General features: G+C 39.2%; 18 protein-coding genes. 5 read left to right on the top strand and 13 right to left on the bottom strand.

Annotated elements, in window-relative coordinates:
* Positions 1–35 precede the first annotated feature (35 nt).
* Together ACFSR6_RS15090 and ACFSR6_RS15085 are read left to right on the top strand one after the other, a co-directional pair.
* On the top strand, positions 36–611 hold the full coding sequence (locus tag ACFSR6_RS15090; protein WP_379080277.1) for an RNA polymerase sigma factor: 576 nt from the start codon (positions 36–38) through the stop codon (positions 609–611).
* Complete coding sequence (locus tag ACFSR6_RS15085; protein ID WP_379080275.1) at positions 608–2,110, top strand: hypothetical protein; 1,503 nt, start codon at positions 608–610, stop codon at positions 2,108–2,110. The genes ACFSR6_RS15090 and ACFSR6_RS15085 overlap by 4 nt, the downstream gene beginning before the upstream one ends.
* Positions 2,111–2,385: 275 nt before the next feature.
* On the opposite strand, the gene ACFSR6_RS15080 is transcribed toward ACFSR6_RS15085, so the two are convergent.
* From ACFSR6_RS15080 to pyrR, 4 genes are all read right to left on the bottom strand, one after another.
* Positions 2,386–4,083 (bottom strand): hypothetical protein, encoded by a 1,698-nt coding sequence (locus tag ACFSR6_RS15080; RefSeq protein WP_379080274.1) that lies wholly within the window; start codon positions 4,081–4,083, stop codon positions 2,386–2,388.
* Between the two features lie 4 nt (positions 4,084–4,087).
* Positions 4,088–7,111, bottom strand: coding sequence for a tetratricopeptide repeat protein (locus tag ACFSR6_RS15075; protein ID WP_379080272.1), 3,024 nt, complete (start codon positions 7,109–7,111; stop codon positions 4,088–4,090).
* 458 nt (positions 7,112–7,569) lie between these two features.
* Positions 7,570–8,499 carry an aspartate carbamoyltransferase catalytic subunit gene (locus ACFSR6_RS15070; protein WP_183759372.1) on the bottom strand — a complete coding sequence of 310 codons (930 nt, stop codon included), beginning with the start codon at positions 8,497–8,499 and terminating at the stop codon, positions 7,570–7,572.
* A 2-nt stretch (positions 8,500–8,501) separates the two neighbouring features.
* Complete coding sequence (pyrR, locus tag ACFSR6_RS15065) at positions 8,502–9,050, bottom strand: bifunctional pyr operon transcriptional regulator/uracil phosphoribosyltransferase PyrR (RefSeq protein WP_379080270.1); 549 nt, start codon at positions 9,048–9,050, stop codon at positions 8,502–8,504.
* Between the two features lie 297 nt (positions 9,051–9,347).
* Here pyrR and ACFSR6_RS15060 point away from each other — a divergent pair, with 297 nt between their 5' ends.
* On the top strand, positions 9,348–9,749 hold the full coding sequence (locus ACFSR6_RS15060; RefSeq protein WP_379080268.1) for a thiol-disulfide oxidoreductase DCC family protein: 402 nt from the start codon (positions 9,348–9,350) through the stop codon (positions 9,747–9,749).
* A 2-nt stretch (positions 9,750–9,751) separates the two neighbouring features.
* On the opposite strand, the gene ACFSR6_RS15055 is transcribed toward ACFSR6_RS15060, so the two are convergent.
* The 3 genes from ACFSR6_RS15055 to ACFSR6_RS15045 form a co-directional block, all read right to left on the bottom strand.
* Positions 9,752–9,952, bottom strand: a complete 201-nt coding sequence (locus ACFSR6_RS15055; protein ID WP_379080266.1) for a hypothetical protein — start codon at positions 9,950–9,952, stop codon at positions 9,752–9,754.
* A gap of 138 nt (positions 9,953–10,090) precedes the next feature.
* Positions 10,091–10,519 carry a DUF779 domain-containing protein gene (locus ACFSR6_RS15050; RefSeq protein WP_379080265.1) on the bottom strand — a complete coding sequence of 143 codons (429 nt, stop codon included), beginning with the start codon at positions 10,517–10,519 and terminating at the stop codon, positions 10,091–10,093.
* A 101-nt stretch (positions 10,520–10,620) separates the two neighbouring features.
* Positions 10,621–12,126 carry an aldehyde dehydrogenase family protein gene (locus tag ACFSR6_RS15045; protein ID WP_379080263.1) on the bottom strand — a complete coding sequence of 502 codons (1,506 nt, stop codon included), beginning with the start codon at positions 12,124–12,126 and terminating at the stop codon, positions 10,621–10,623.
* Positions 12,127–12,459: 333 nt separating this feature from the next.
* Between ACFSR6_RS15045 and ACFSR6_RS15040 the strand changes: the two genes are divergently transcribed.
* The gene (locus tag ACFSR6_RS15040) at positions 12,460–13,386 is read left to right on the top strand and encodes an AraC family transcriptional regulator (RefSeq protein ID WP_379080261.1); all 927 of its coding nucleotides are present in this window, start codon (positions 12,460–12,462) and stop codon (positions 13,384–13,386) included.
* On the opposite strand, the gene ACFSR6_RS15035 is transcribed toward ACFSR6_RS15040, so the two are convergent.
* The 6 genes from ACFSR6_RS15035 to cmk form a co-directional block, all read right to left on the bottom strand.
* The gene (locus ACFSR6_RS15035) at positions 13,383–15,059 is read right to left on the bottom strand and encodes a beta-N-acetylhexosaminidase (RefSeq protein WP_379080259.1); all 1,677 of its coding nucleotides are present in this window, start codon (positions 15,057–15,059) and stop codon (positions 13,383–13,385) included. The two genes, ACFSR6_RS15040 and ACFSR6_RS15035, sit on opposite strands and share 4 nt — an antisense overlap.
* A gap of 406 nt (positions 15,060–15,465) precedes the next feature.
* A complete protein-coding gene (gene rpsA, locus ACFSR6_RS15030; RefSeq protein WP_379080257.1) occupies positions 15,466–17,400 on the bottom strand; it encodes a 30S ribosomal protein S1 in 1,935 nt (644 codons plus the stop codon).
* Between the two features lie 473 nt (positions 17,401–17,873).
* Positions 17,874–18,857 (bottom strand): SH3 domain-containing protein, encoded by a 984-nt coding sequence (locus tag ACFSR6_RS15025; RefSeq protein ID WP_379080255.1) that lies wholly within the window; start codon positions 18,855–18,857, stop codon positions 17,874–17,876.
* Between the two features lie 145 nt (positions 18,858–19,002).
* Positions 19,003–20,502: a TPM domain-containing protein gene (locus ACFSR6_RS15020; RefSeq protein WP_379080253.1), complete on the bottom strand. Its 1,500-nt coding sequence runs from the start codon at positions 20,500–20,502 to the stop codon at positions 19,003–19,005.
* Between the two features lie 54 nt (positions 20,503–20,556).
* Positions 20,557–21,387, bottom strand: coding sequence for a 3-keto-disaccharide hydrolase (locus ACFSR6_RS15015; RefSeq protein ID WP_379080251.1), 831 nt, complete (start codon positions 21,385–21,387; stop codon positions 20,557–20,559).
* 192 nt (positions 21,388–21,579) lie between these two features.
* Complete coding sequence (cmk, locus tag ACFSR6_RS15010) at positions 21,580–22,260, bottom strand: (d)CMP kinase (protein WP_379080250.1); 681 nt, start codon at positions 22,258–22,260, stop codon at positions 21,580–21,582.
* 104 nt (positions 22,261–22,364) lie between these two features.
* Between cmk and arfB the strand changes: the two genes are divergently transcribed.
* Entirely contained in the window at positions 22,365–22,772 is a 408-nt protein-coding gene (gene arfB, locus ACFSR6_RS15005; RefSeq protein ID WP_379080249.1) for an alternative ribosome rescue aminoacyl-tRNA hydrolase ArfB, read from the top strand.
* The last annotated feature ends 16 nt before the right edge of the window (positions 22,773–22,788 follow it).

The raw sequence follows: 22,788 nt of genomic DNA, 5'->3' as shown, positions 1-22,788 counted from the left end.
CATACGATGAAAAAACCGCTTACCGAACCAAATGGATGAACCTTTTTTTTAAGCAGAATACTAAACTAATCAAAGGTTGCAAAGCCAATGAACGGCAGGCGCAGGAAGGTCTTTATAAACTTTACTATGCAGACATGCTGCGTATTTGTCTCCGTTATTTGAAATCAGATGACCTGGCGCATGACGCACTAAATGTTGGGTTTTTGAAGGTTTTTCAAAATATCCAAACTTTTGATGCTAATAAAGGAGCATTTGGTGCCTGGATAAGAACTGTAATGGTGAGGTCGTGCATCGATATAAGCCGTAGAGAGGCAAAGTTTAATGAAACAATCAATCAGGATGAGATTGAAGAAATTTTTATCCAGCCATCGGTTTTAGACAAACTTTTTGTAGAAGATCTTCTGAAATTGATCAGGCAACTGCCTACAGCTACCCAGCTGGTTTTTAACCTTTCGGTGATAGATGGCTATTCGCATAAAGAAATTGGAGAACATTTGAATATTACCGAGAGCACCTCAAGGTGGCACCTCACAGAAGCAAAGAAACAGTTGAGGAAAATGTTAGTTTCCCCAGCCATTGATAAACCAACTGAAAACACAAAAAAGAGATGAGAAATTCAGCATGGTATCATAAACTCTGGCGAAATAAATTCGATAGTTTTCCGGTTAAGGATACTTCGGATGCCGCATGGGCGGGTATGCACAAGTTACTCAACGAGCAGATGCCGGTCAGTACAGCAGGTGGCCACGGACCTCATGTATCAACAGGGGCAAAATTGTTCAAAATAATTGGTTATACGCTATCTGTTGCGGTTACAGCTTCCACGGTTGGTTATTTCGCCGTTCTGAAACCAAAAAATAAACAGAAAGAACTCCATAAGAAAATCAGGCCCATCCTTGTAGATTCAACACCTGTTGATAGCAATAAGGTGTTAAACTATAATGAAATAGCCGATACCGCAACGATTAAAGATAGCATTAGTGAGGCAAAGGATTCAATAAACGTGGCTTTAGAGCAAGATAAAGCGGTTGACCGCGCTGCTACTGAGCTTTTAAAACAGACAAAGCATATGGAAAGCATAACGTCATCTGCTGATAGAGCGAATGCTGTTTCTCCTTTTAAAAATGGGCATGGTGTTACACAGAGGCAAGGTCAGTTTAAATCACCCGAAAATTTAAGAACGGCAACGCTAAAAGCGACTTCAAAAGTTGATGCTTCCAGAAATATTGTTCAAAAAGCTGATGGCTCGTTTACAAAGGGTGCAAATTTGTTATTGGTACCAAGAGGATTTCAGCAAAGCTATACCTTCTCTCATCTTCCTTCATCCAGTTCTATTTTTAATCAAAATATAGCTTTACAGGTGTACAGGACTAGCGATTTGCAAAATGCATCGTCAATAAATAGCAATAATATGAAGGGACGGAATCGTGATAAAGCAGATCGCCATACGCTTGACAAAAACCAGAAGGTGAAAAATGCCCGATCGGGTAAAAACAAAACAACCAAAACTAAACAAGAGGATAAAACCGAACCGGTCTATAATTATGGCATAAGCACCGGAATGAATGTACAAAAAGACAATAGCAGTTTTTATGCAGGCATATTCGGTACCTATGCGCTAAATAAGAAATGGAAACTTGCGGTCGGTTTAAATCTTAACAGCAATCAAAAAATCGAGGGACAATTTACACATCCTAGTTATTACCGCCCCGATTCGTTACCGCCGTTTACCATTGCAGCTACACGAAAAGTGATTACGATAGATATCCCGTTAACTGCAGCTTATAAGCTATCCAAACATATCGATCTTAAAGCCGGTCCGATAGTTAGTTTTACAGGCAAACCGTCTAAAATAATAACCAGATTAAATCCGATAGCCGATCCGCGTGATACGTTATACCATAGCAAGCAGATCGACTCAACCTTAGTAAATACAAATGCCAATAAGGTAAACATCGGAATAACAGGTGGCATTAGTATTCACATTAAACAATTTGATATAAATGGCAGTTATCAATGGTTAACGCCATACAAGGTGAGCAATAGTTTGGGCTCTTTTAAACAGATCAATCAGGTGTTTAGGATTGGGGTAGGGTATCGGTTTAAGTAGAAACCAGAGTTCGATAGGCCGAAGGTCCTTCGTATGCGCTACCATTGACAGATCCTTATGTAATGCCATCATTGAGAGAAGGCTTTTTCAGTCAACGAAGCAATCTTTCATGCTAGTAAGGACGATTTTTGAGTAAATCAATACCATTGGCTTCTCCTGTCACTCATGTTGATTTTCATACAATAAATTATCCCTCAAGACGACAGCCAGAGAAATAAACGTATAAAAAATGCCTCCCGAAACCGGGAGGCATTTTTTATGGATAAGGGCTTACCCTAAAAAGAATAAGTGAGCCCCCCAAAAATATTAAATCCATTCACCTGGTAATACAGATACCGGCTATAGTTTGTATTTAAAATATTGTTTGCTTTGGCAAAAACAGAGAATTTTTTGTTGATACGATAATCTGCACCAAGACCTAAATCTACAAAACCTTTAACCGTAACGATTGATTCAATTGATGGGTTCGGAATCACATATTGAGATGGAGGAACCGGGTTAGCAATATTTACTTTTGCCTTAACATCATCCTGGATCACGACACCGGCATTAAAGCTTAATTTTTTATTGTAAGTGTAAACCAAATTAGAGCTCACTTTTAAGCCGGGCTTAAACCAGGAGTAGGTTTCAGAAGCCGGTTTCCAGTCGTCGAGGTTTAATTTACCCGTCCATTTTAAGGCATCGCTTACCTGAACAGAAATTTCGCCCTCTAAGCCTGTTAATTTTGTTTTACCGAAATCGTAGATGACATCAAACTTGTTAAAGTCAGTATAGTTATTGATAAACAATGGCATATCATCAAACTGTTTTACGTAAATACGGGCTTTGTAACCAAAACCAGGGCCACCGGTACCTTTAACCCCTGCACTGAAACTTAGTTTTTCAACAGTATTTTTAATTACTGCATTGCTGTTTAACCATGGATTTTCATCTGTAAAGCCTTTTAATGAGTTTCGGTTTACATCTCCTTTAACTTCTCCGAAAACCTGTAAATAATCAGGAATCAAAGTAAAATCTGCGGTAACTGCCGGGAATATCCTGGAGCTGCTAACAGCGCCAAATTCCTGTACGAAATTAATTCCGGCTGTAATTTTAGCTCCTTTAACCTGTAAACGGATATAAGGATTTAAACGCAAAAGATTATTGCCAACGCTTGTAAGCGCATCTTTACTGTTACCAAATTCGGTTGATGCTGCCAAACCCAGGTTTAACGAATTGATACGTTTGTTTACATAACCGTTTAAACTCAGGTAGTTTTCTTTGGCACTAAATTTATCATTCCAGATGTAACCATTGGCTTTTAATGCATAGCTGAAAGCATCTTCATCTTCGGTAAAGTTCTTTACCAACTCGCCTTCCAGTTCGATGGTGGTTAAAGCCTGCTTTTCCGGATTAGGGTTCAGGGTAGGCCGGTCATCATCTATCCCGTAAAAATAGGTGCCGTTACGCTCAAAATTAATCCTGCCGCTCACTGTGTTTTGATCCAGGATACTGCGTCCGAAAATGCTTAACTGTTGGTTGCTGCTGTTTTGTTTGTTCAGCTTTCCTTCCTGGCTAAAATGTTTAAAATAGCCGCCAAGCTGCAGACCTTCGTCTTTTCCGGTATTAAAATAGGCTTCGCCCAAAAGTGTAGCCAGCGAACCGAATGCACCTTTAACATAATTGTTAACCAAAATGCTTTCTTTTTCTTCGGCCAATGCTTGTGCCTGTAGTTTTTGTATATCGCTGTTCAGTTCCAGTTTCCTGTCTAAAATGCTGTAGTTTAGTTTGGCCTTATAGGTTTTAATATCGTCCAGATTCGGACTCCTCCTCAGTTTTACCGCCTCTGCCAGAATGGGTTTATAAGGCCGAACAACTTCTATTTCTTCTTTTACAACACCTTTTTCATCAGTTTTTTTGTCCTGCGCCTGTGCAGTCATTAACCCGGCAGCCAAAAAAAACAGTGAACTATATATATATTTAATTGATTTCATAATGCTACTTCTTCTGGTTTAGTTTTTCAAGTTTTTCTTTGGCTGTAGGAATGATATCATCCTTGCCTTCGTAATTATCAATAATACTGAGAAGTGTGCTCTTAGCCTGCAGATTATCTTTCTGGGCAACATAGTTATCTGATAAAAGGATAAATGCTTTAGCTACCCAATAATCGTATGCGGCCATGTTGTTAATCAGATCAAAACAGGTTTTGGATGAGGTTTTATAATCACCTTTGTTATACTCTACCAAAGCCAGGTTGTATTTTGCCTCGGCAGCGGCAACCGTTTTGGTTTTGGCCACTACGTTTTTAAACTCCTTAACAGCGGTAGTGGTATCGCCTTTTAACAGATAGGCTTTACCCGAGAATAAACCTGAACTGTTTTTCTCTTCTTCAGAAGCTTTTTCTGAATCTTTGGTCAGTTGTGCATACTTAAGCATATCATCAGGCATGTTTAAAGCGGTGTAGGCCTTTAACAGGTTGTTGATGGCAAAACTATAGTGCGATTTATAATCGGTTGTGGTTTCAAGCCTTTTCAGGTAAACAATGGCTTCATTGTATTTCTTCTGGTTTAAGAACAATTGCGAAATGCTTACGAGTGAGCGTTCAGTATAATCGCTGGTCCAGTCGTTTAAGATAAATTCATAATCCGGGATCGCCTCATCCGGACGTTTTAATTTTACCAGCGATTCGGCCCTGATAAATTTGGCTTCTTTCTCATGATTGGCTTTCGGGAATTTATCAAAATAAGCATTAACGGCCTGGAACGCACCGTTGGCATCGCCTTTTAAGTAAAGGTTATTTACAGCAGCAAAAACAATATTATCCTGCTCATTGCTCGAGTAATTGCCCAGTGGTGTGGTATTGGCATAGGCAATAAAACCATTTGCATCGCCACGGTCTACATAAATATTTTTAATCGACTCCATAGCCTGTTTGGCTTCATCAGAGGTTGGGTAATCAGCAATTACCTTTTTAAACGATTCTAAAGCGGCATCGTCCTGATCCTGGTTGTACTGAACTAAGCCAATCGTTACCAGTGCTTTTGCCACATAGCTGCTGTGCGGGTATTTGGCAATTAAGGCTACAAGATCAGATTTTGATTTATCGAAATCTCCTTTATTAAAGTAAGTATAGGCCGTTTCGAAACCGGCATCGTCTGCATAATTCGAGTTTGGAAAAGCCTTTAATAAATTTTGCATGGTTGCGATTTTCGCATCATATTGGTTTTCCAATCCCTGGATCATCCCTTTCTGGAACGTGGCATAATCTTCAGAAGCAGTGTGCCTGCTGATGATTTTGTTATAACTTGCCATTGCGTCGCCATAATTCTTATTCACAAAATAGGAATCGGCTAAACGGATGGTTGCATCATCAATGGTTTTTTGGTCTTTATCGTTGCCTGCCAAAAATTTTTCGAAATAATTTGCTGCCTTACTATATTTTTCATCTTCGAAAGCGGCATAGGCCAGGGCGTAGTTTGCAAAATTATAAACACCGGTTTTATCGGCATCCGGCATTTTCAAAAACTTTTCAAAAGTGGTAACTGCTTCTCCGTATTTGCGCAGTTCGTACATCGATTCTGCTTTCCAGTAAGTGTTTAAAGCATTAATTTCATTGTCTTCAGGGAATTTTTCAGAACGCAAAAACATTGATAATGCGTTAGGGAAGGCCCTTTCGTTATAAAACTCTAATCCACGGAAATAAGTAACTTTCTGATAGGCCTCTTTAGCCTCGAGGTTTTTGTCGGGAATAGGCTCCAGAATATCCACAGCTGCCTGGTAATTTTTCGTGGTCAATAAAACCTCGCCCAATAAAGTTTTGGCTTCGTTTATTTTGCGCGATTTTGGGAAGGTTTTTAAGAAGCCCTGGGTCGCTTCTAAAGCTTGTTGGTGGAATTCTAATTCGTAACTTAATTTGGCGTAGTTTAGCCAGGCTTCTTCCTGTATACCCTTGTCAAAGCTTAAACGCGAAGCCCTGAAGAAAGCACTCTGCGCTTTCTGTTTGTTCCCTAACTGGATAAAAGCTTTACCCAGGGTATGCATACCGTTTTGCAGGTAAATATCATCGGTATTCAGCTTTTCTAAAACGGCTACCGATTCTTTATATTTTTTGTTCTGGAATAAGGAGTATCCGTATTGGTAAATAAAGAGATTGTTCTTGGTTTCGTTTTTATCTTTGGCATAATACTCGGCAAAATACTTTTCGGCATTTTTGAATTCAGATTTTGCAAAATAAGATGCCGCTACCAAACTCAGCATTTCCGGTTCGAATTGCTGTTTGGTTTTTTGAATGGCCGCCAAAGCATAGCTGATCACATCGTCATAGCGCTCGTCAAGATAGTACATCGAAGTGATGTAGTAGGGATAGCTGGCCTCATAGGTAGGAGAACCCTTTAACTTTTCAAAGTTGGCCAAAGCCGTTTTATACTCTTTGTTTAAGTAATTGATATAAGCAAAGTAGTAGGTGGCACTTTCCTGAAAATCGCCTTCTTCTTTTTTAACCTTTTCGAACAAAGGCTCCGCTTTGTCGTAGTCTTTAAGTTCAAAATAGGCATAACCCTGTTTAAACTGGTATTCATTTCTTTGTTTGCCCGAAAGGGTAGAAGGGTCTGTTTTCTCAAACCACTCTAAAGATTTTTTATAGTTTTTCTGGTTAAAATAAGTTTTTCCAACATAAAAATAAGCCAATTTGGTATTGGGGTTTAACGGATAATCGCGGATAAAAGCCTGAAACAAACTCTCGGCATCGCTATTGGTTAACTCCAGCGCGCAAACGGCAGCATAGAACTTGGCATTCTCCTTTAGTAAAGACAGTTCGGAGTTGCTTTCTGTTTGTGTAGAAGGTTTATAGCGTTGCAGCTCAACCAGTTTAAACTGTTGTGCAGCTGCAGTGTATTTTTCTTTCTCTAATAATTCTAAGCCCGTTTGATAGTTCTTGTTGAGGTTCTGCACGGCGCTAACTTGGGCGTAGGTGCTAAAACCTCCTGCTAAAATTAGCGGAATTAATAAGTATTTTTTCTGCATTGGTTTCAAATATGGTTGATACTAAATTAGAAATAGTATCAAAGCTTATCAACAGAAGTAATTAACATCTGTTAATAACACAAATAAACGACAGGATTTTTGGTTTGGTATTAAGGTGTAGACGAATGTGGAAAAGTTGAAGGGTTCATTGGTCATTTGTTCACTAGTCATTGGTACCGCCACTTCCAGTAGGGGTTCATTCGTCAATAGTTCATTGGTACTACCGCATCCGTCATTGTGAAGCGGCTTTTCAGCTAACAAAGCAATCTAGTAGAAGGGGTAACTAGTCAATCATATAAATTGGTTAATTGCCATAAGCTATTAGCAATGGATTATTTACTAATGCATTGCTAAAAAAGATGCTGGACTTAGTCCTTTCGGCAAGATGCTAGATTATGCACTCTGCACTAATGAACAAATGACAAATGACAAATGACAAATGAACTATTGAACTAACACTACCCCTGACTTGCCAACAGATACAGCACTGCCATTCTTACCGCCACACCGTTTTCTACCTGTTCCAGAATGATCGATTGTTTGCTGTCGGCAACATCGCTGGTGATCTCCACGCCACGGTTAATCGGGCCCGGGTGCATCACCACGATTTCTTTATCGAGGTTATCTAAGATCTGTTTATTTAAGCCATACATCATAGCATATTCCCTTAATGATGGAAAATATTTAATGTCCTGGCGCTCCAGCTGAATACGCAGCATATTGGCTACGTCGCACCAGTTTAGGGCTTTAATGAGGTTGTGTTCTACTTTTACACCCAGCTGGTGGATGTTTTTCGGGATCAGTGTGGTTGGTCCGCATACCATTACCTCGGCACCTAGGCGCTGTAAGCAAAGAATATTCGAGATGGCTACGCGCGAGTGTAAAATATCCCCTACAATAACCACTTTTTTACCGGCTACATCGCCAAGTTTCTGGCGGATAGAGAAAGCATCAAGCAAGGCTTGCGTAGGGTGTTCGTGTGCACCATCGCCGGCATTTACAATCTGCGCCTTTACGTGTTTACTTAAAAACTGACCGGCACCTGCATAGGGATGACGCATCACCACCATATCAACTTTCATTGATAAGATATTGTTTACGGTATCAATAAGGGTTTCGCCTTTGCTTACCGACGAAGATGAAGCAGCAAAATTAATCACATCGGCCGAAAGCCTTTTTTCTGCAAGCTCGAAAGAAAGTTTGGTGCGGGTAGAATTTTCGAAAAAGATATTGGCAATTGTAATATCACGTAGTGAAGGAACCTTTTTGATAGGCCTGTTAATCACTTCCTTGAAATTATCTGCAGTTTCGAAAATCAATTCGATATCATTCCGGTTAATATCTTTAATGCCTAAAAGATGTCGGGTTGATAGTTTTTCTGCTGCCATTTTTATTTATTATTGTCCGATATTAAAATCACTTTATCTTCACGCCCTTCACTCGCCCAGGTTACTTTTACCTGTTGTGAGTTTAAGCTATCTACCTGATGACCAATATAATCAGGCTCTATGGGTAAATGCCTGCTAAACCTACGGTCTATTAAAACCAAAAGCTCCACTTTCTCTGGCCGGCCATAAGCAAGTATGGCATCAAGTGCTGCCCTAATGGTTCTGCCGGTCCAAAGTACATCGTCAATTAAGATTACTTTTTTGCCTTCTATAATAAAATCGATTGAGTTGCTACTTGCAGTAACCAATCCGTCTTTACGACGAAAATCATCCCTGAAGAAAGTAATATCGAGATTGCCCTTTAATATTTTCTTGTTTTTAAGGATGGTTTGTAATTCCTGGTGAATACGGTCTGCCAAAAAAATACCCCTGGGCTGGATGCCAATTAAAACGGTATTGGAGAAATCGTCGTGGTTTTCAATTAATTGATGGCAGAGCCTCTTAATTGTAATCTGAATTTTTTGTCCGTCAAGAAGTGTTTTCTTTTGCATTGAAGAAGGATTGGGCAAATATATAAAAATGTTTTAAGCTAAGAAAGTGGAATGCAGATTGTTTATGGCTTTACCCTTAAATTGTTCTGTTACAAGATTAAAAAACTGTTTTTCTTATGCTATTTTTTTGGAAAGCAATGGTTGCTTTTCCGCTTAATGTTAGTCCGGCTGTACACTGTAGTCCCGATTTGCAATCGTGAGCTGCCGTTTCCATCCGGTTTAGGTGGCCAGTTTTTGCAATTATTCAGGGTAAAACCAAACGCATTATATTCATCAATATTCTTATTTTTATAACTTATGATGCAAAAACCTGTAATCTTTTTTGATGGTGTTTGTAACCTCTGTAACTCATCTGTTCAGTTTGTCATTGCGCACGATAAAAAGGATCAATTCAGATTTACTCCGCTGCAGGGTGATTATGCCAAAGAGATGCTCCCGGAATTTAATGCAGATCAGCAAAAGTTGAATACCATTTTATTATTGGTTAATGGAAAACTCTATACCAAATCTTCAGCAGCACTAAGGATAGCCCGAAAACTTAATGGATTAATTCCGCTTTTGTACGTATTTCTCATTGTTCCCAAATTTATACGTGATTGGTTTTACGATATGATTGCCAAAAACCGTTACAAATGGTGGGGAAAGCAGGAGAGTTGCTGGCTGCCAACGCCCGAATTAAAAAGTAAGTTTTACCCTTAGTTTTATTGTTTGTTTTTCTTTCCACGCGGCGACCACAACCAAAGCGATAATACAATTAATGGAATACAGATGCTCAATGAAATTACAATCAGAATCGGACGCTGTTTAACCATGTCTGCTTCCTGGGAGATAAAAACGTATACTGCCTCTTTGATGGCAAATAGGGTAACAATGGTAGAGAGAACAGCCAATAGTTTACGCATGATTTAATTTTTTCTGCAAAGATTGCATAAATTTTTAGAAACAAGAATCATGCTGAACTAAATTCAGCATGACAGGCAGTAAACAAAAATTCGGCCGGATTGCTCCAAACTGATCTGTGTTTACGAACTAAACGAAAATTATTCTGCTGTTTTAACAGGCTCAAGGTTTTTCAGTTCTTCTTCGGAGAACAGGCGGTAGTGGATCTTGAATGTCTTTTGAAGTGGGGTTTCTAAAGAAAATCCACCAACGCCAAAACCATCCAGCACATCTAAAGTGAAATGTGAGGATTTCCAGTATTCAAAAAGGTCCCGGTCTACCCAAAATTCGCAGCCCTCTACTTCGCCCAAACAAACATCACGCATACGGAGGTAATAACCGCCTTTTTCAAAACGTTGGGGTTGTGTACCTTCACAGCAGCCTCCCGCCTGATAGAACATCAGTTCCCCATATTGTTCTTTTAAAATTGCAATCAGGTCTTTTGCTTTTGCTGTGCTGTCTATTCGCTTAATCATAGTGATGTATAGATGGTTTACTGTTCTTCGCATTTCAATAGTTGTATCGTTCATGGTCTAATGGTTGATAGCCGTATTGCTAAATTAATTTTCGCAAGATTCGGCTTTTATGAAACACGAGGCCATGAACTAACCAACTATGAACTATGATCTGACTAAAAGAAACCTAATTTATTTTTATCATATGAAATGAGCATGTTTTTAGTCTGACGATAATGTCCCAACATCATTTTATGATTTTCTCTGCCAACTCCTGATTGTTTATATCCTCCGAAGGGTGCGCCTGCCGGGTAAGAGTGGTATTGATTTACCCATACACGTCCGGCTTGTATGGCGCGCGGTACCTGGTAAAGTTCGTGTGCATCGCGTGTCCAAACACCGGCGCCCAAACCATACAACGTATCATTTGCAATTTCAATCGCCTCTTCGACGGTTTTAAAGGTGGTAACGGCCAATACCGGGCCGAAAATTTCCTCCTGGAAGATCCGCATTTTATTATGGCCTTTGAAAATGGTGGGTTTGATGTAATATCCCCCTCCCAACTCACCAGCTAATTTATTTACTTCTCCGCCGGTTAACACTTCTGCACCTTCTTCTTTACCTAATTTAATGTATTGCGCAATTTTTTCATATTGGATTTTCGAAGCTTGTGCACCCATCATTACCGTTTTGTCCAAAGGATTTCCCATTTTGATCGCTTCAGTTCTTTCAATCACTTTAGCTATAAATCTTTCATAAATATCTTCCTGAACCAATAAGCGTGATGGACAGGTACAAATCTCGCCCTGATTTAAAGCGAACATCACTGCGCCTTCTACCGCTTTATCTAAAAAGGCATCGTCTTGCTCCATTACCGAGCTAAAGAAAATGTTAGGTGATTTACCCCCCAGTTCCAAGGTAACCGGTATGATATTCTCGGTAGCATACTGCATCACTAACCTGCCGGTAGGCGTAGAACCTGTAAAGGCAGCTTTTGAAATTTTAGGATTGGTAACCAGGGCGCGGCCAAGTTCTGCTCCAAAACCATTCACTACATTCACTACTCCTGGGGGCAATAGGTCACCAATCAGTTCCATCAACACCATAATTGAAATCGGCGTACTCTCAGCTGGTTTCAGCACCACGCAATTACCCGCTGCAAGTGCCGGAGCCAGTTTCCAGATCCCCATCAGGAGTGGGAAATTCCACGGAATAATCTGGGCCACCACGCCAATTGGCTCATGTACAATAAGGGAAACAGTGTTTTGATCAAGTTCGGATAAAGAACCTTCCTCAGCGCGGATCACCCCCGCGAAATACCTGAAGTGGTCTATACCAAGCGGTAAATCAGCTGCCAGCGTTTCTCTAACTGCTTTTCCATTGTCGATGGTCTCAACAGTTGCCAGATATTCAAGGTTATCTTCCATCCGTTGCGCAATTTTATTTAAGATAATACTTCTTTCAGTTGAGGAGGTTTTGCTCCAGGTTTTAAAAGCTTCATACGCCGCATCAATAGCCAATTCTAAATCCTCTTTGGTAGAATGTGCCGCTTTGGTAAATACTTTGCCATCAATCGGGGATATATTGTCAAAATAAGCCCCTTTAACCGGTGCTACAAATTTTCCTCCGATATAGTTATCGTAATGGGATTTGAATGATGGTTTTTCCATTAAATTTTCCATAATTATTATTGATTATTAAATTTAAAAAGCCATCATGAGCGGGATTAGGTACAGGACATAATAACATTGCTCATCATGATTTTTGTGGTAATAAGATTTGGTTGATACAAACCTAATGGCAAAGGGGTGGGTATAGATAGGATAATCAGATCAATTGGTAGCATTATTGTTTCAGGTTTTGTAATCTTCTTGAAACAGTATGTATTCAGGTGGCCAGCCCGTGCAGGTTTTCTCATTTAGTAGTAAAAGGAGCGCTTTGGACAAGATTAAAAAACAGATCGAAATTTTTATATTTGGTGATAGTAAATAGATCTAACCAAATTATTTCGGTTTATGCAATATACATTGGACCAGGTAAAGCTCAGTGCTTCGGAAACTTTACAGACTTTGATAGAGAATAGGACCTCATATTCGCTAGAACGCTGCGAATTAAATGTTTTTGAAACCTACACCCAATCTTATAAAGTCCCCTTAACATTTAACGATTTTGTGATTACGAGTATGCTAAGGGGGAGAAAGGTTATGCATTTGTTTGATAAGGAGGGTTTCGACTATTTTCCCGGTCAAACGGTAATTGTCCCTCCGTCGGTTACCATGGAAATTGATTTTCCTGAAGCTACGGATATGAACCCTACTCAATGCATTGCGCTGGCTATTGACCAGGGGCAGATTCAAAAAACAATTGCCTATTTAAACGAATTTTTCCCAAGGGAGGGAAGTAACGAAAAATGGTTGTTGAATGATGATGAATACCATTTTTATAACAATGAAGAAATTGCCTACCTCATTAACAAGGTCATCCGCATCTGCTCTGAAGATACCAGAGAAAAAGATGTTCTGGCCGATTTAACCTTAAAAGAATTGCTGGTACGCATTATGCAGACCCAAAATCTTAAAACCATCGGCGGCGACAGTTATAGCCTCAGTCAAAATCCACTGGCCTTTGTGCTCAATTACATTAAATCCAACCTAAACGAGAAGATCAGCATCAACAGCCTGAGCGACAAGGCCTGCATGAGCAAGGCCACCTTTTATCGATTGTTTAAACGCGAACTTGGCATTAGTCCCAACGATTTTATACAGGCAGAAAAAATAAACAAAGCAAAAATTCTACTTTCCCAGCCCAGGTCAAAAGTAGCTTCGATCAGTTATGAACTGGGGTTTAACGATGCCAATTATTTTATCCGGACATTCAAGAAGATCGTAGGCATTACACCGGGAGCTTACCAGTTGCAAATGGCAAAGCAGATTATTCATTAATTTTCCAAATACCGTTTCGAATAGGTAATACCCATTAAATCGTAGCGTTTAAACTGTGTTTTTAGCCTTTTTCGAAAATCAGGATAATTCCGTTTTTCCTTTGGGCTCCACAAAATTTCGCTCAGCGCATCTAACCTAGGAAAAAGCTGGTACTGTACTTTAGCGGGATTGGTAATGTATTCGCTCCACAAACAGCCCTGTGCACCCCAGATGTATGCTGCCTGTTCGGCATTTAATTCTGCAGGTATGGGTTCGTAGTTGTACACATCGGCAAGTAATGATGGGGTACTTGCCGTTAAACTATCTTCTTTTACAAACTGACCGTGGTTGAAGTAGAATTTGTTTTCGGGGGTCATAATGGCTTTATGATTTTGCTTTGCGGCCTCAATGCCACCTTTTTCGCCCTGCCAGCTCATCACCACCGCATTTGGTGCCAGGCCTCCCTGTAAAATTTCGTTCCAGCCAATAATGGTTTTGCCCTTGCTGTTTACAAATTTCTCCATCCTCCGTATAAAATAACTTTGCAGCTCACTTTCGTTTTTTAAGCCGTTAGCCTTCATGATCTGTTGCGAAACTGCCGATTGTTTCCACCATACTTTAGAAGCCTCATCGCCACCAATGTGGATATAAGGAGCCGGGAATAAGGCCATTACCTCTGTTAAAACATTTTCTAAAAACTTAAAAGTAGTATCAGAGGCTTGCAGTACATTGTTGTATTTGTTCATCATGCCCCAGGTTTCGGCAACTGCATACTTTTTATCCGGTTCGGTACCTAATTCAGGGTATGCCGCAAGTAAAGCCATGCTATGCGCAGGCATTTCAATTTCGGGAATAATGGTAATATAGCGCTTAGCGGCATAATCAACCACTTCTTTAATCTGCTCCTGTGTGTAAAAACCACCATGGCGGATGCCATCGGTTTTAATTACGGCGTCTTTCGGTGTAATTTTAATTTCATTTGGCAACACCTGGTACTTAATGTTTTCATTGCCTTTTCCGGGCCACAAACCAATGATGCTGCCATTGCGCCAGGCACCGATTTCCGTTAGCTTGGGGTATTTTTTGATTTCGATCCGCCAGCCATGGTCATCAGTTAAATGCCAGTGGAAGTAATTCATTTTATGCAGGGCCAGGTAATCGATATATTGTTTAATAAAATCGACATCAAAAAAATGACGGCTTACATCGAGGTGCATGCCGCGGTAAGCAAAGCGGGGATAATCGGTTATTTCTACAGAAGGAACTTCAATAGGAAATGCTTTATTCGAATAAGGAAGAAGCTGAATTAAAGTTTGTATGCCATAAAATAACCCTTGTTCTGATTTCCCTACAATAAAAATACCATTCTTATTTGAAAATAGCGTGTAGGCATCCTTAATATCTGCAGAAGTCGAATCTATTACTAAATTTATGCATGGTTTTTTTTGGGTTGGAATGGGAGAATAGGTGATGAGTAAGGAGAAATTATAATTCTTTTGAAGATAATTATTTAGGAAATCAGCAGAGTTTTTTAGTGAATCATTTTTGATGACAATCTCAATATTTGAATTTAATAAAAAGGATTTATATGCTTTCCTTAGAGTTATATAAGCAGGCTGCGGTATAATATTGATTTCCTGTGCCGAGATTTTGAACGAAATAAGGATTAAAAACAAAAAGACAATTTTTCTCATGCTGAAAAGGCTTGGTTACGCTTTTCAAAAGTAGTGATAATAGGCGGATGAAGGGAAAAGGTTTGTAAGGACGAATTACTTTGTTACATAAACCCGATAGGATGCCGTTTTTCACGGCAGGAAGGATAGCGGGGCTGTGGTTACCGATAAGCAGTTACTTTCGTTTTCTAATTATTATTAACCATATAAGACATTTAAGAAAATATAAGCCCTTTCCAATTCTTAATTGCACTAAACGAGATTGCTTCGGCTCCCTTAAACCCAGCCTCGCAATTGACGATCTGTGAGACTGAAATTCCGTGAACTCCGTGTTTCCGTGGCTAAATGATCAACGGGCGTAACAAAAAATAAACAAAAAAATCCCGATAACTTTCGCTATCGGGATTAATATTTCAGTTAAAAAGAACTAGCCTTTTTTAGCTTTGCTTTCTTCGCCTTCTAATTGCGATTTCAATTGAGCCAATACGTCTAAGTCTCCTAAAGTAGATTTCTCTACAGAATCTTTAACTTTTTTAACCGCAGTTACAGCAGCTTTAGCTTCTTTTTTCTTAGTTGCTCTTTCTTCTGCAACAGCCTCAGCTTTAACCTCTTCCCAGATACGGGCGTGAGATACTACAATGCGTTTTGCTTCTTTGTTGAACTCAATGATTTTGAAGTCATTGGTTTCTTCAGCTTTAACTGAAGTACCATCTTCTTTAACCATGTGTTTAGTTGGTACGAAACCTTCTACACCATAAGGTAAAGCAATAACAGCACCTTTATCAGTTACTTTAACAACAGTACCCTGGTGAACCGAATCTAAAGTGAAGATTGTTTCGAAAGTATCCCAAGGGTTTTCTTCTAATTGTTTGTGACCTAAGCTTAATTTGCGGTTATCAACGTCTAATTCTAAAACAACTACGTCTAATACATCACCAACTTTAGTGAATTCATTAGGGTGGTTTACTTTTTTAGACCATGATAAGTCAGAGATGTGGATTAAACCATCAATACCTTCTTCGATTTCAACAAAAACACCGAAGTTAGTCATGTTTTTAACCGTTGCTTTGTGCTTGCTTCCAACTGGGAATTTAGCAGCAACTTCTTGCCATGGATCGTTAGATAATTGTTTAATACCTAAGCTCATTTTGCGCTCGTCTCTGTCTAAAGTTAAAACTTCAGCTTCGATCTCGTCGCCAACTTTTAAGAACTCTTGTGGGTTTCTTAAGTTTTGCGACCAGCTCATTTCAGAAACGTGGATTAAACCTTCAACACCAGGGATGATTTCTAAGAAAGCACCGTAATCTGCTACAGTAACGATTTTTCCTTTTACTTTAGAACCAACTTGAATGTCGGCATTTAAGTTTTCCCAAGGGTGTGGAGTTAATTGTTTCAAGCCTAAAGCGATACGTTTTTTCTCATCATCGAAATCTAAAACAACCACGTTGATTTTTTCATCTAATGATAATACTTCTTTCGGATGCTCTATGCGGCCCCAAGAAATATCAGTAATGTGAAGTAAACCATCAACACCACCTAAATCGATGAACACACCGAAATCAGTAATGTTTTTAACGGTACCTTCTAATACCTGACCTTTTTCTAATTTAGAAACGATTTCTACTTTTTGTGATTCTAAATCGTCTTCAATTAACACTTTGTGAGAAACAACTACGTTTTTAAACTCGTGGTTAATTTTAACAACTTTGAATTCCATTGTTTTACCCACGTATACATCGTAATCGCGGATAGGTTTAATATCAATTTGAGATCCTGGTAAGAAAGCCTCAACGCCCATGATATCAACAATTAAACCACCTTTAGTACGGCTCTTAACGAAACCGTTGATGATTCTGTCGTTCTCAAGAGCCTCGTTAATTGCTTCCCATGATCTTTGGGTTTTAGCTCTTTTGCGTGAAAGGATCAACTGACCGTTAGCATCTTCTGGTGCTTCAACGAATACGTCAACTGAATCGCCGATTTTTAGATCTGGTGTATCACGGAACTCAGAAGTAGAAACTAAACCGTCTGATTTGAAACCTACGTTTAATACTACATCTTTATTGTTGATAGAAACAACAATACCGCTGATGATTTCACCTTTAGTGATCTGGTTGAATGTTCCGGCATACATATCTTCAAACTTTTTACGGTCTGCCTCATTGTAATTACCAAAAACTTTTTCATCTGCATCCCAGTCGAAATCTTCGCTTGGTGTTGCTAATGATGATTTGATCGATTCGATCGAAACTGAATCAGCTTCTGATTCAATAGTTTCTTTTTCAGTCAGGCGTCCGCCTTCTCCCTGAAGCTCAGCTGTTTTTGCTGCTAATTCTTTTTCTGCTACTTGTTTTTTAGCCATTAATTAATTGTCTCCTTTTTTCCCTGTTTAGGGACTGCAAAGGTAAAACTTTTTTTAATTATAGAAAAGATTTTTTTAATAAATCTTGCTGATTTTTAGCACATTAAGATTTTCCAGTTCGTCATGCTGAATTTATTTCAGCATCTAAATCATAGAATTTTCAAATTGTTAAGATAGTTTTTCTTAATTATTTGAAAATGAGCGCCCTGCATTTCGTCGGGAACAGCAGTCCCGCTATCGCTTATAGTCCTCTCCCGATGAAATATCGGGATCCGGGCTATTCCGCTCTATCGGGTTTACAAACAAGGGGCAGTGCACGAAACTCCCCTCAACCGACAATCGTTCAGCCGGGATGAAACATATAAAATATGCACAATTGTTTATAAATCGTTCCGTCGGGACGATTCGTAGGTGGCACCACGTGTGTTTGGTGTTTTTTCGTTCCTTCGGAACGTTTGGTATAATACGATGATTTATTTTTTAATAAACGTCCCCCTCGTAAAGCCTTCACCAATTAAGGTTTGTTCATCCCTGATCAGCAACATAATGGTGTTTTGCTGGTTGTATAATTTAATCATATCACCATCAATTATATATTTGGAGGTAAAAATAGAATCGTTATAGGCATCACTCACTGTAACTGAATCTTTAGATTTAAAATTAAAGGTTTTATACTGTACATCTTCACTACTGCTGAATGTACCCGTAACAACTTTTTCTGCTATGAACGTAATGTAACAAAGATAACCTACTACTAAAATCACAATTACAGAAAAACTGATAATCAATTTGTTCCCACTGGCATATTTGAATGAAAAATACAGGATAGTGAATAAGATTAATGCCACAACGGCAATAAAAATAATACCGGTATAGTTTTTACTGCTCTGAGGTATTGATGCCGCTATCGTACTTTTCGGCACTGCAGTTTTAACCGGTGATACCCTTACGAGGAATTCTTTGCTTACCCAGCCTTCGCCATTGGTTACCTTAATTTTAAAGAAAGTGGTGTTCGATGAATCAATTACAGCCACATTTTCGTTTTTGGGCAGGTAACCCACAATTTTACTTTTGGGATCAGCCTTTTCGCGTACCCGTAAATCATCGGCGGTTACCCTGTATAGGTCTTCACTGCCTTGCGCTGCAGGTATTTGTGTATTGGGAGGTGTAGTATTGGCTGCAGGGGAGGCGGGTTTAGCAGCAGGGGCAATTTTCTCTAAAAAATCTTTACTGGCCCAGCCTTCTCCGTTCTTAAATTTTATTTTATAAAATTTCGCATCGCTTGCGTCTAAAACAGCCACATTTTCATTTTGTGGAATAAAACCGATAATCTTGCTTTTCGTATCTTTCGATTCTCTTACACGCAATTTATCCGCTGTAACACGGTACATGTCCTGTGCATTGATGCTCTTTGAAAAGATGGTGAGGGCAAAAAATAAGAATAGGATTCTAGTCATGTTGTTTTTTTTGTAGATGCTTTAACAGAGCGTTAAGTCATGCCATTGCTGGGTAATGCCAAAAATAGAAATTCTTTTAGTAATGGCTGAGAAGATAGAAAAAGATTTTTGCACAATCGGATCCCAAAGTATTATCAGGGCTGTTTTACCAGCTTCCCCCAGTACCACCGCCACTGCTGCTGCCACCACCCCAACTGCTTGATGATGAAGAGGAGGAACTGCTGCTGCCACCTGATGAAGAGGATGAAGAACTGGACTCGACCAGCATGGGCAAGATAATCCACTTAATAAACTCGGTTTTTTTACAGAAGCTGCATTCGTTAATTACCTTTGCCTGTCCGCTATGGCTGTAAGTTGCCGCCCTGGTGGTTACCTGTTTATGGAGTTTGAAGGTTCTGAAATAACAATCCGGACATTCGGTGTACTGTTTGTAGGCTTCAGCAGGCCATTGTTTAACCAGGTGTTCCGTACGGTCAGTACTTTCCCATATATCATAATCGTAGGCCTGTAATACTTCTTCTTTTCTTTGCCCCTTGGTTAAAAACGGACTTCCATCAACATTGATATCCCGGTCTACCCTAACCATTTCCTTATTTTTGCTGTCCATTACGGGTTTAAAACGATCATTGTTTTTACTCTTCTTAAAAAGATAGGCAATAAAACTGATCAAAATCAAAGGAGAAAAGATAACGAGCCAAAAGTTCTTTTTATTGAAGCTGCTTACCGAGGTGAAAAAGTTTTGATCATCATTATGAGCCTGTCTCAATGAAGAAATATAGAAGAGGTACCTGAAATAAAGCGCAATAGCAAGAACGGCATATAATATCAGAGGTACATGCTGCCATCCGAAATGATCAAAAAGCTGGGTGCCATCAAAAAATATAAATGCAAATACAGCGATAAAAATAAATAAAATCACACCTGCACATCCCTTGGCAATGGCTTGTTCGCCTGGGTTTTTACCTGTAAAAGTCTTGAAAGGTAAATTTTTCCCCTGCCGGTTAACCAACCTGAATACACCGAAAAAAGCAAGTATAATAACTGCCGTGGGCAGCCAAAAACTTTCCAAAAGACTGTTGCTGTTATCTTTCTGGGTAAATAATTGGTTCAGCTCCGCTTGGTTATTGGGGTTTAAAATCAGCTCGCCAAGGGCATTGATGGTGTTGACAATACCGGTAGCATAATCATTTTTTCTGAAGGCAGGTAAGAGCTGCCGTTCGGCAATATGTTTAAGCTTAACATCGGGTAACACGCCTTCAGCTCCGGTACCGGTGATAAATCTGTATTTGCGGCGCTCTTTCGAAATAAACAAAAGCAGGCCGTTATTGCTTTTTTTCTGCCCGATTCCCCAGGTATTGAATAGTTCATAAGCAAAATCAAAGTCCTCCTTATTATGATCAAAATCATTTACCACTACCACAGCCACCTGGACATGGGTTTTACGTTCAAAGTCTGCTATGGTGGTATTGAGTTCAGCTACTGCACTGCTTCCGAGAATTTTGTCGGGATCACTTACATAACCCCCTCCGTTTTTTTTAGGGTCAGGAATATCTTTTACCAGGTAAGCCCTTTGTGCTATAGCGAAGTTTGTAATGAAAATCAGCAGAAATAAGCTAAACGCTTTAAACAGATGTAATTTGAGCATTGTAAATCAGGTCATGTTTACAGCGTCATGTAACAACTTAAGTGCCAGTTTAATTTACTCTTTCAATATTTTAGTCAGTATTTTATCTAATTTTGAGCTGTCTTTCATATAAGGTTCTAAATCAAACAACTTGACAGTTTTAAATTCGATAGGGTGGCTTTCGCTCTGTAAGGAGATATAACCCGAAGTAAGGGGTTTACCGTCTATTTTTACTTTCGGGTCGAAGTTGGAAACGTTGCCGCCTCCGATCTGAGGTTTGGTATATTCCAATACAACTTCGCCGGCAATAATGTGTTTTACTACCGAATCGCGCAGTACCAGAAATTCTGCCGTTACCCACTGATCGCCTGCATAGGTTTTCGATTTCGAGTCCAGGCAGTGTGGAGTAAATAATTTACCATTATAGTTGATCAGTGTTCCCGGTGTACATACATTGCTGGTATGGCGTTCATGTACGCCATCTCCACCTAAAATCTGCCCCTCAATTGAGATCGGGAAATCCTGGTTTTTTAACATCGTTGCCGGATCCTGGCAGTGTAACATGGCCCCGCTATTGCGCGTTGCCCAGCCTTCGCCACCTTTGGCCTGCTCGCCAACAAAACGATAGGTTACTTTTAAAAGATAGGCTGAAAAAGGTTTTTTATAAAAAATATGTCCGTATTGTTGGTCAAATTCTTTGTAACCATCATAACTTACTTTCATTAATCCGTTTTCTACACGGAAAGTATTGGCATAATTCTCTTTATACTCGTGCTTGGCAATTTTAATGTTCCAATCTTTTAAATCTTTCCCATTAAACAGGTCGATCCAGCCTTTTTGGGCGTTTGCATTTAGAATAAAGAAGGATAAAAATAATACGGTAAGGTTAATTGATTTTAGTTTCATAGCAGCATTTGGGTTCTGTGCTAAAATATAAATTTTTCTCCAATTGTAAACGGATTAATGAATCTATCATTAAATAACTGATCCGGCCAATTACGTACAGATTAATACCGGTGTTTTTTATGCTATTTAACCCAATTAACTAATGACCAGTGAACCAATGAACTAATGACCAATGACCAGTGAGCCAATGAACTAATGAACCAAAAAAGGATTAACTTTTTCTAGTGCAAAATCTAATTGTTCTTGCTGCGTAAGATCAGTGTTATCTAAAATAATGGCATCATCAGCCCTAACCAGCGGACTTTCTTTCCGGGTAGTATCGGCATAATCGCGATGGGCAAGATTTTCGAAAACCTCTTCTAAAGTGGTGGTATTATTGCCTTTGCTTTCTAGCTCCTTAAACCTGCGCTCGGCCCTGATTTTTGGATCGGCAGTCATGAAAAATTTAACCGGGGCATCAGGAAAAACTGTGGTGCCGATATCACGGCCATCCATTACAATGTTTTTCGATTTACCCATGCGCTGTTGCTGTTTAACCATTTCGTGGCGTACAAGTTTATGTGCCGAAACTTCACTTACATTTTCAGAAACGGGCATTAAACGGATCTCGTCTGATACTTCTTCGCCATTAAGGGTAATATGCGATTCGTAATCGCGCGAATGGAAATTGAGTTCGATATGCTGTAAAGCATCAGCAACCTGGGCATCATCTCCAACATTGATGTTATTTCTCAGAAAATACAGCGTAACGGCACGGTACATTGCACCGCTATCTATATAAATGAAACCTAATTTCTTAGCCAATGCTTTTGCTAATGTACTTTTTCCACAAGATGAATAGCCATCTATTGCTATTACCAGGTTTTTCTTCATCGTAGCGCAAAGGTAAAAAATAGAAATAGAATGCTGAATTTTTTTAAATGTATAAAGTAAGATTCTAAACAAGATAATTATTCTCAAATACTTACTTTTGAAACATGTTACCTACAAGAGAAGAAATTTTACGGTCTGTTACTTTCAAAACTTCCAGAAGTGGGGGCAAGGGCGGACAAAATGTAAATAAGGTTTCGAGCAAAGTTGAACTTATTTTCGATCTCGAAACTGCAGTTTCTTTTAGCGAAGATGAAAAAATACTGCTTAGGAGCAGGTTAGAAAACCGTTTGGATGCAGAGGGTTTATTACATATCGTTTCGCAGGAAGACAGGAGTCAGCTTTTAAATAAAGAGAAAACCATTGTAAAACTGATCAATTTATTAAAAAGATCGCTCGTTGTACAGAAAAAGCGAAAACCGACCAAGATTCCTAAAGCTGTAATTGAAAAAAGATTAAAAAACAAGGCTTCTACAGCTGAAAAAAAGAAAAATAGGAAAGTTGTTGATTTATAGTGTTTTAATGAGTAAA

The organism is Pedobacter vanadiisoli (genome assembly GCF_042684385.1).
In the GTDB taxonomy this organism is placed as follows: domain Bacteria; phylum Bacteroidota; class Bacteroidia; order Sphingobacteriales; family Sphingobacteriaceae; genus Pedobacter; species Pedobacter vanadiisoli.
Note: the sequence above shows the minus strand (reverse complement) of the source record. Positions and strands in the feature narration are given on the sequence as shown.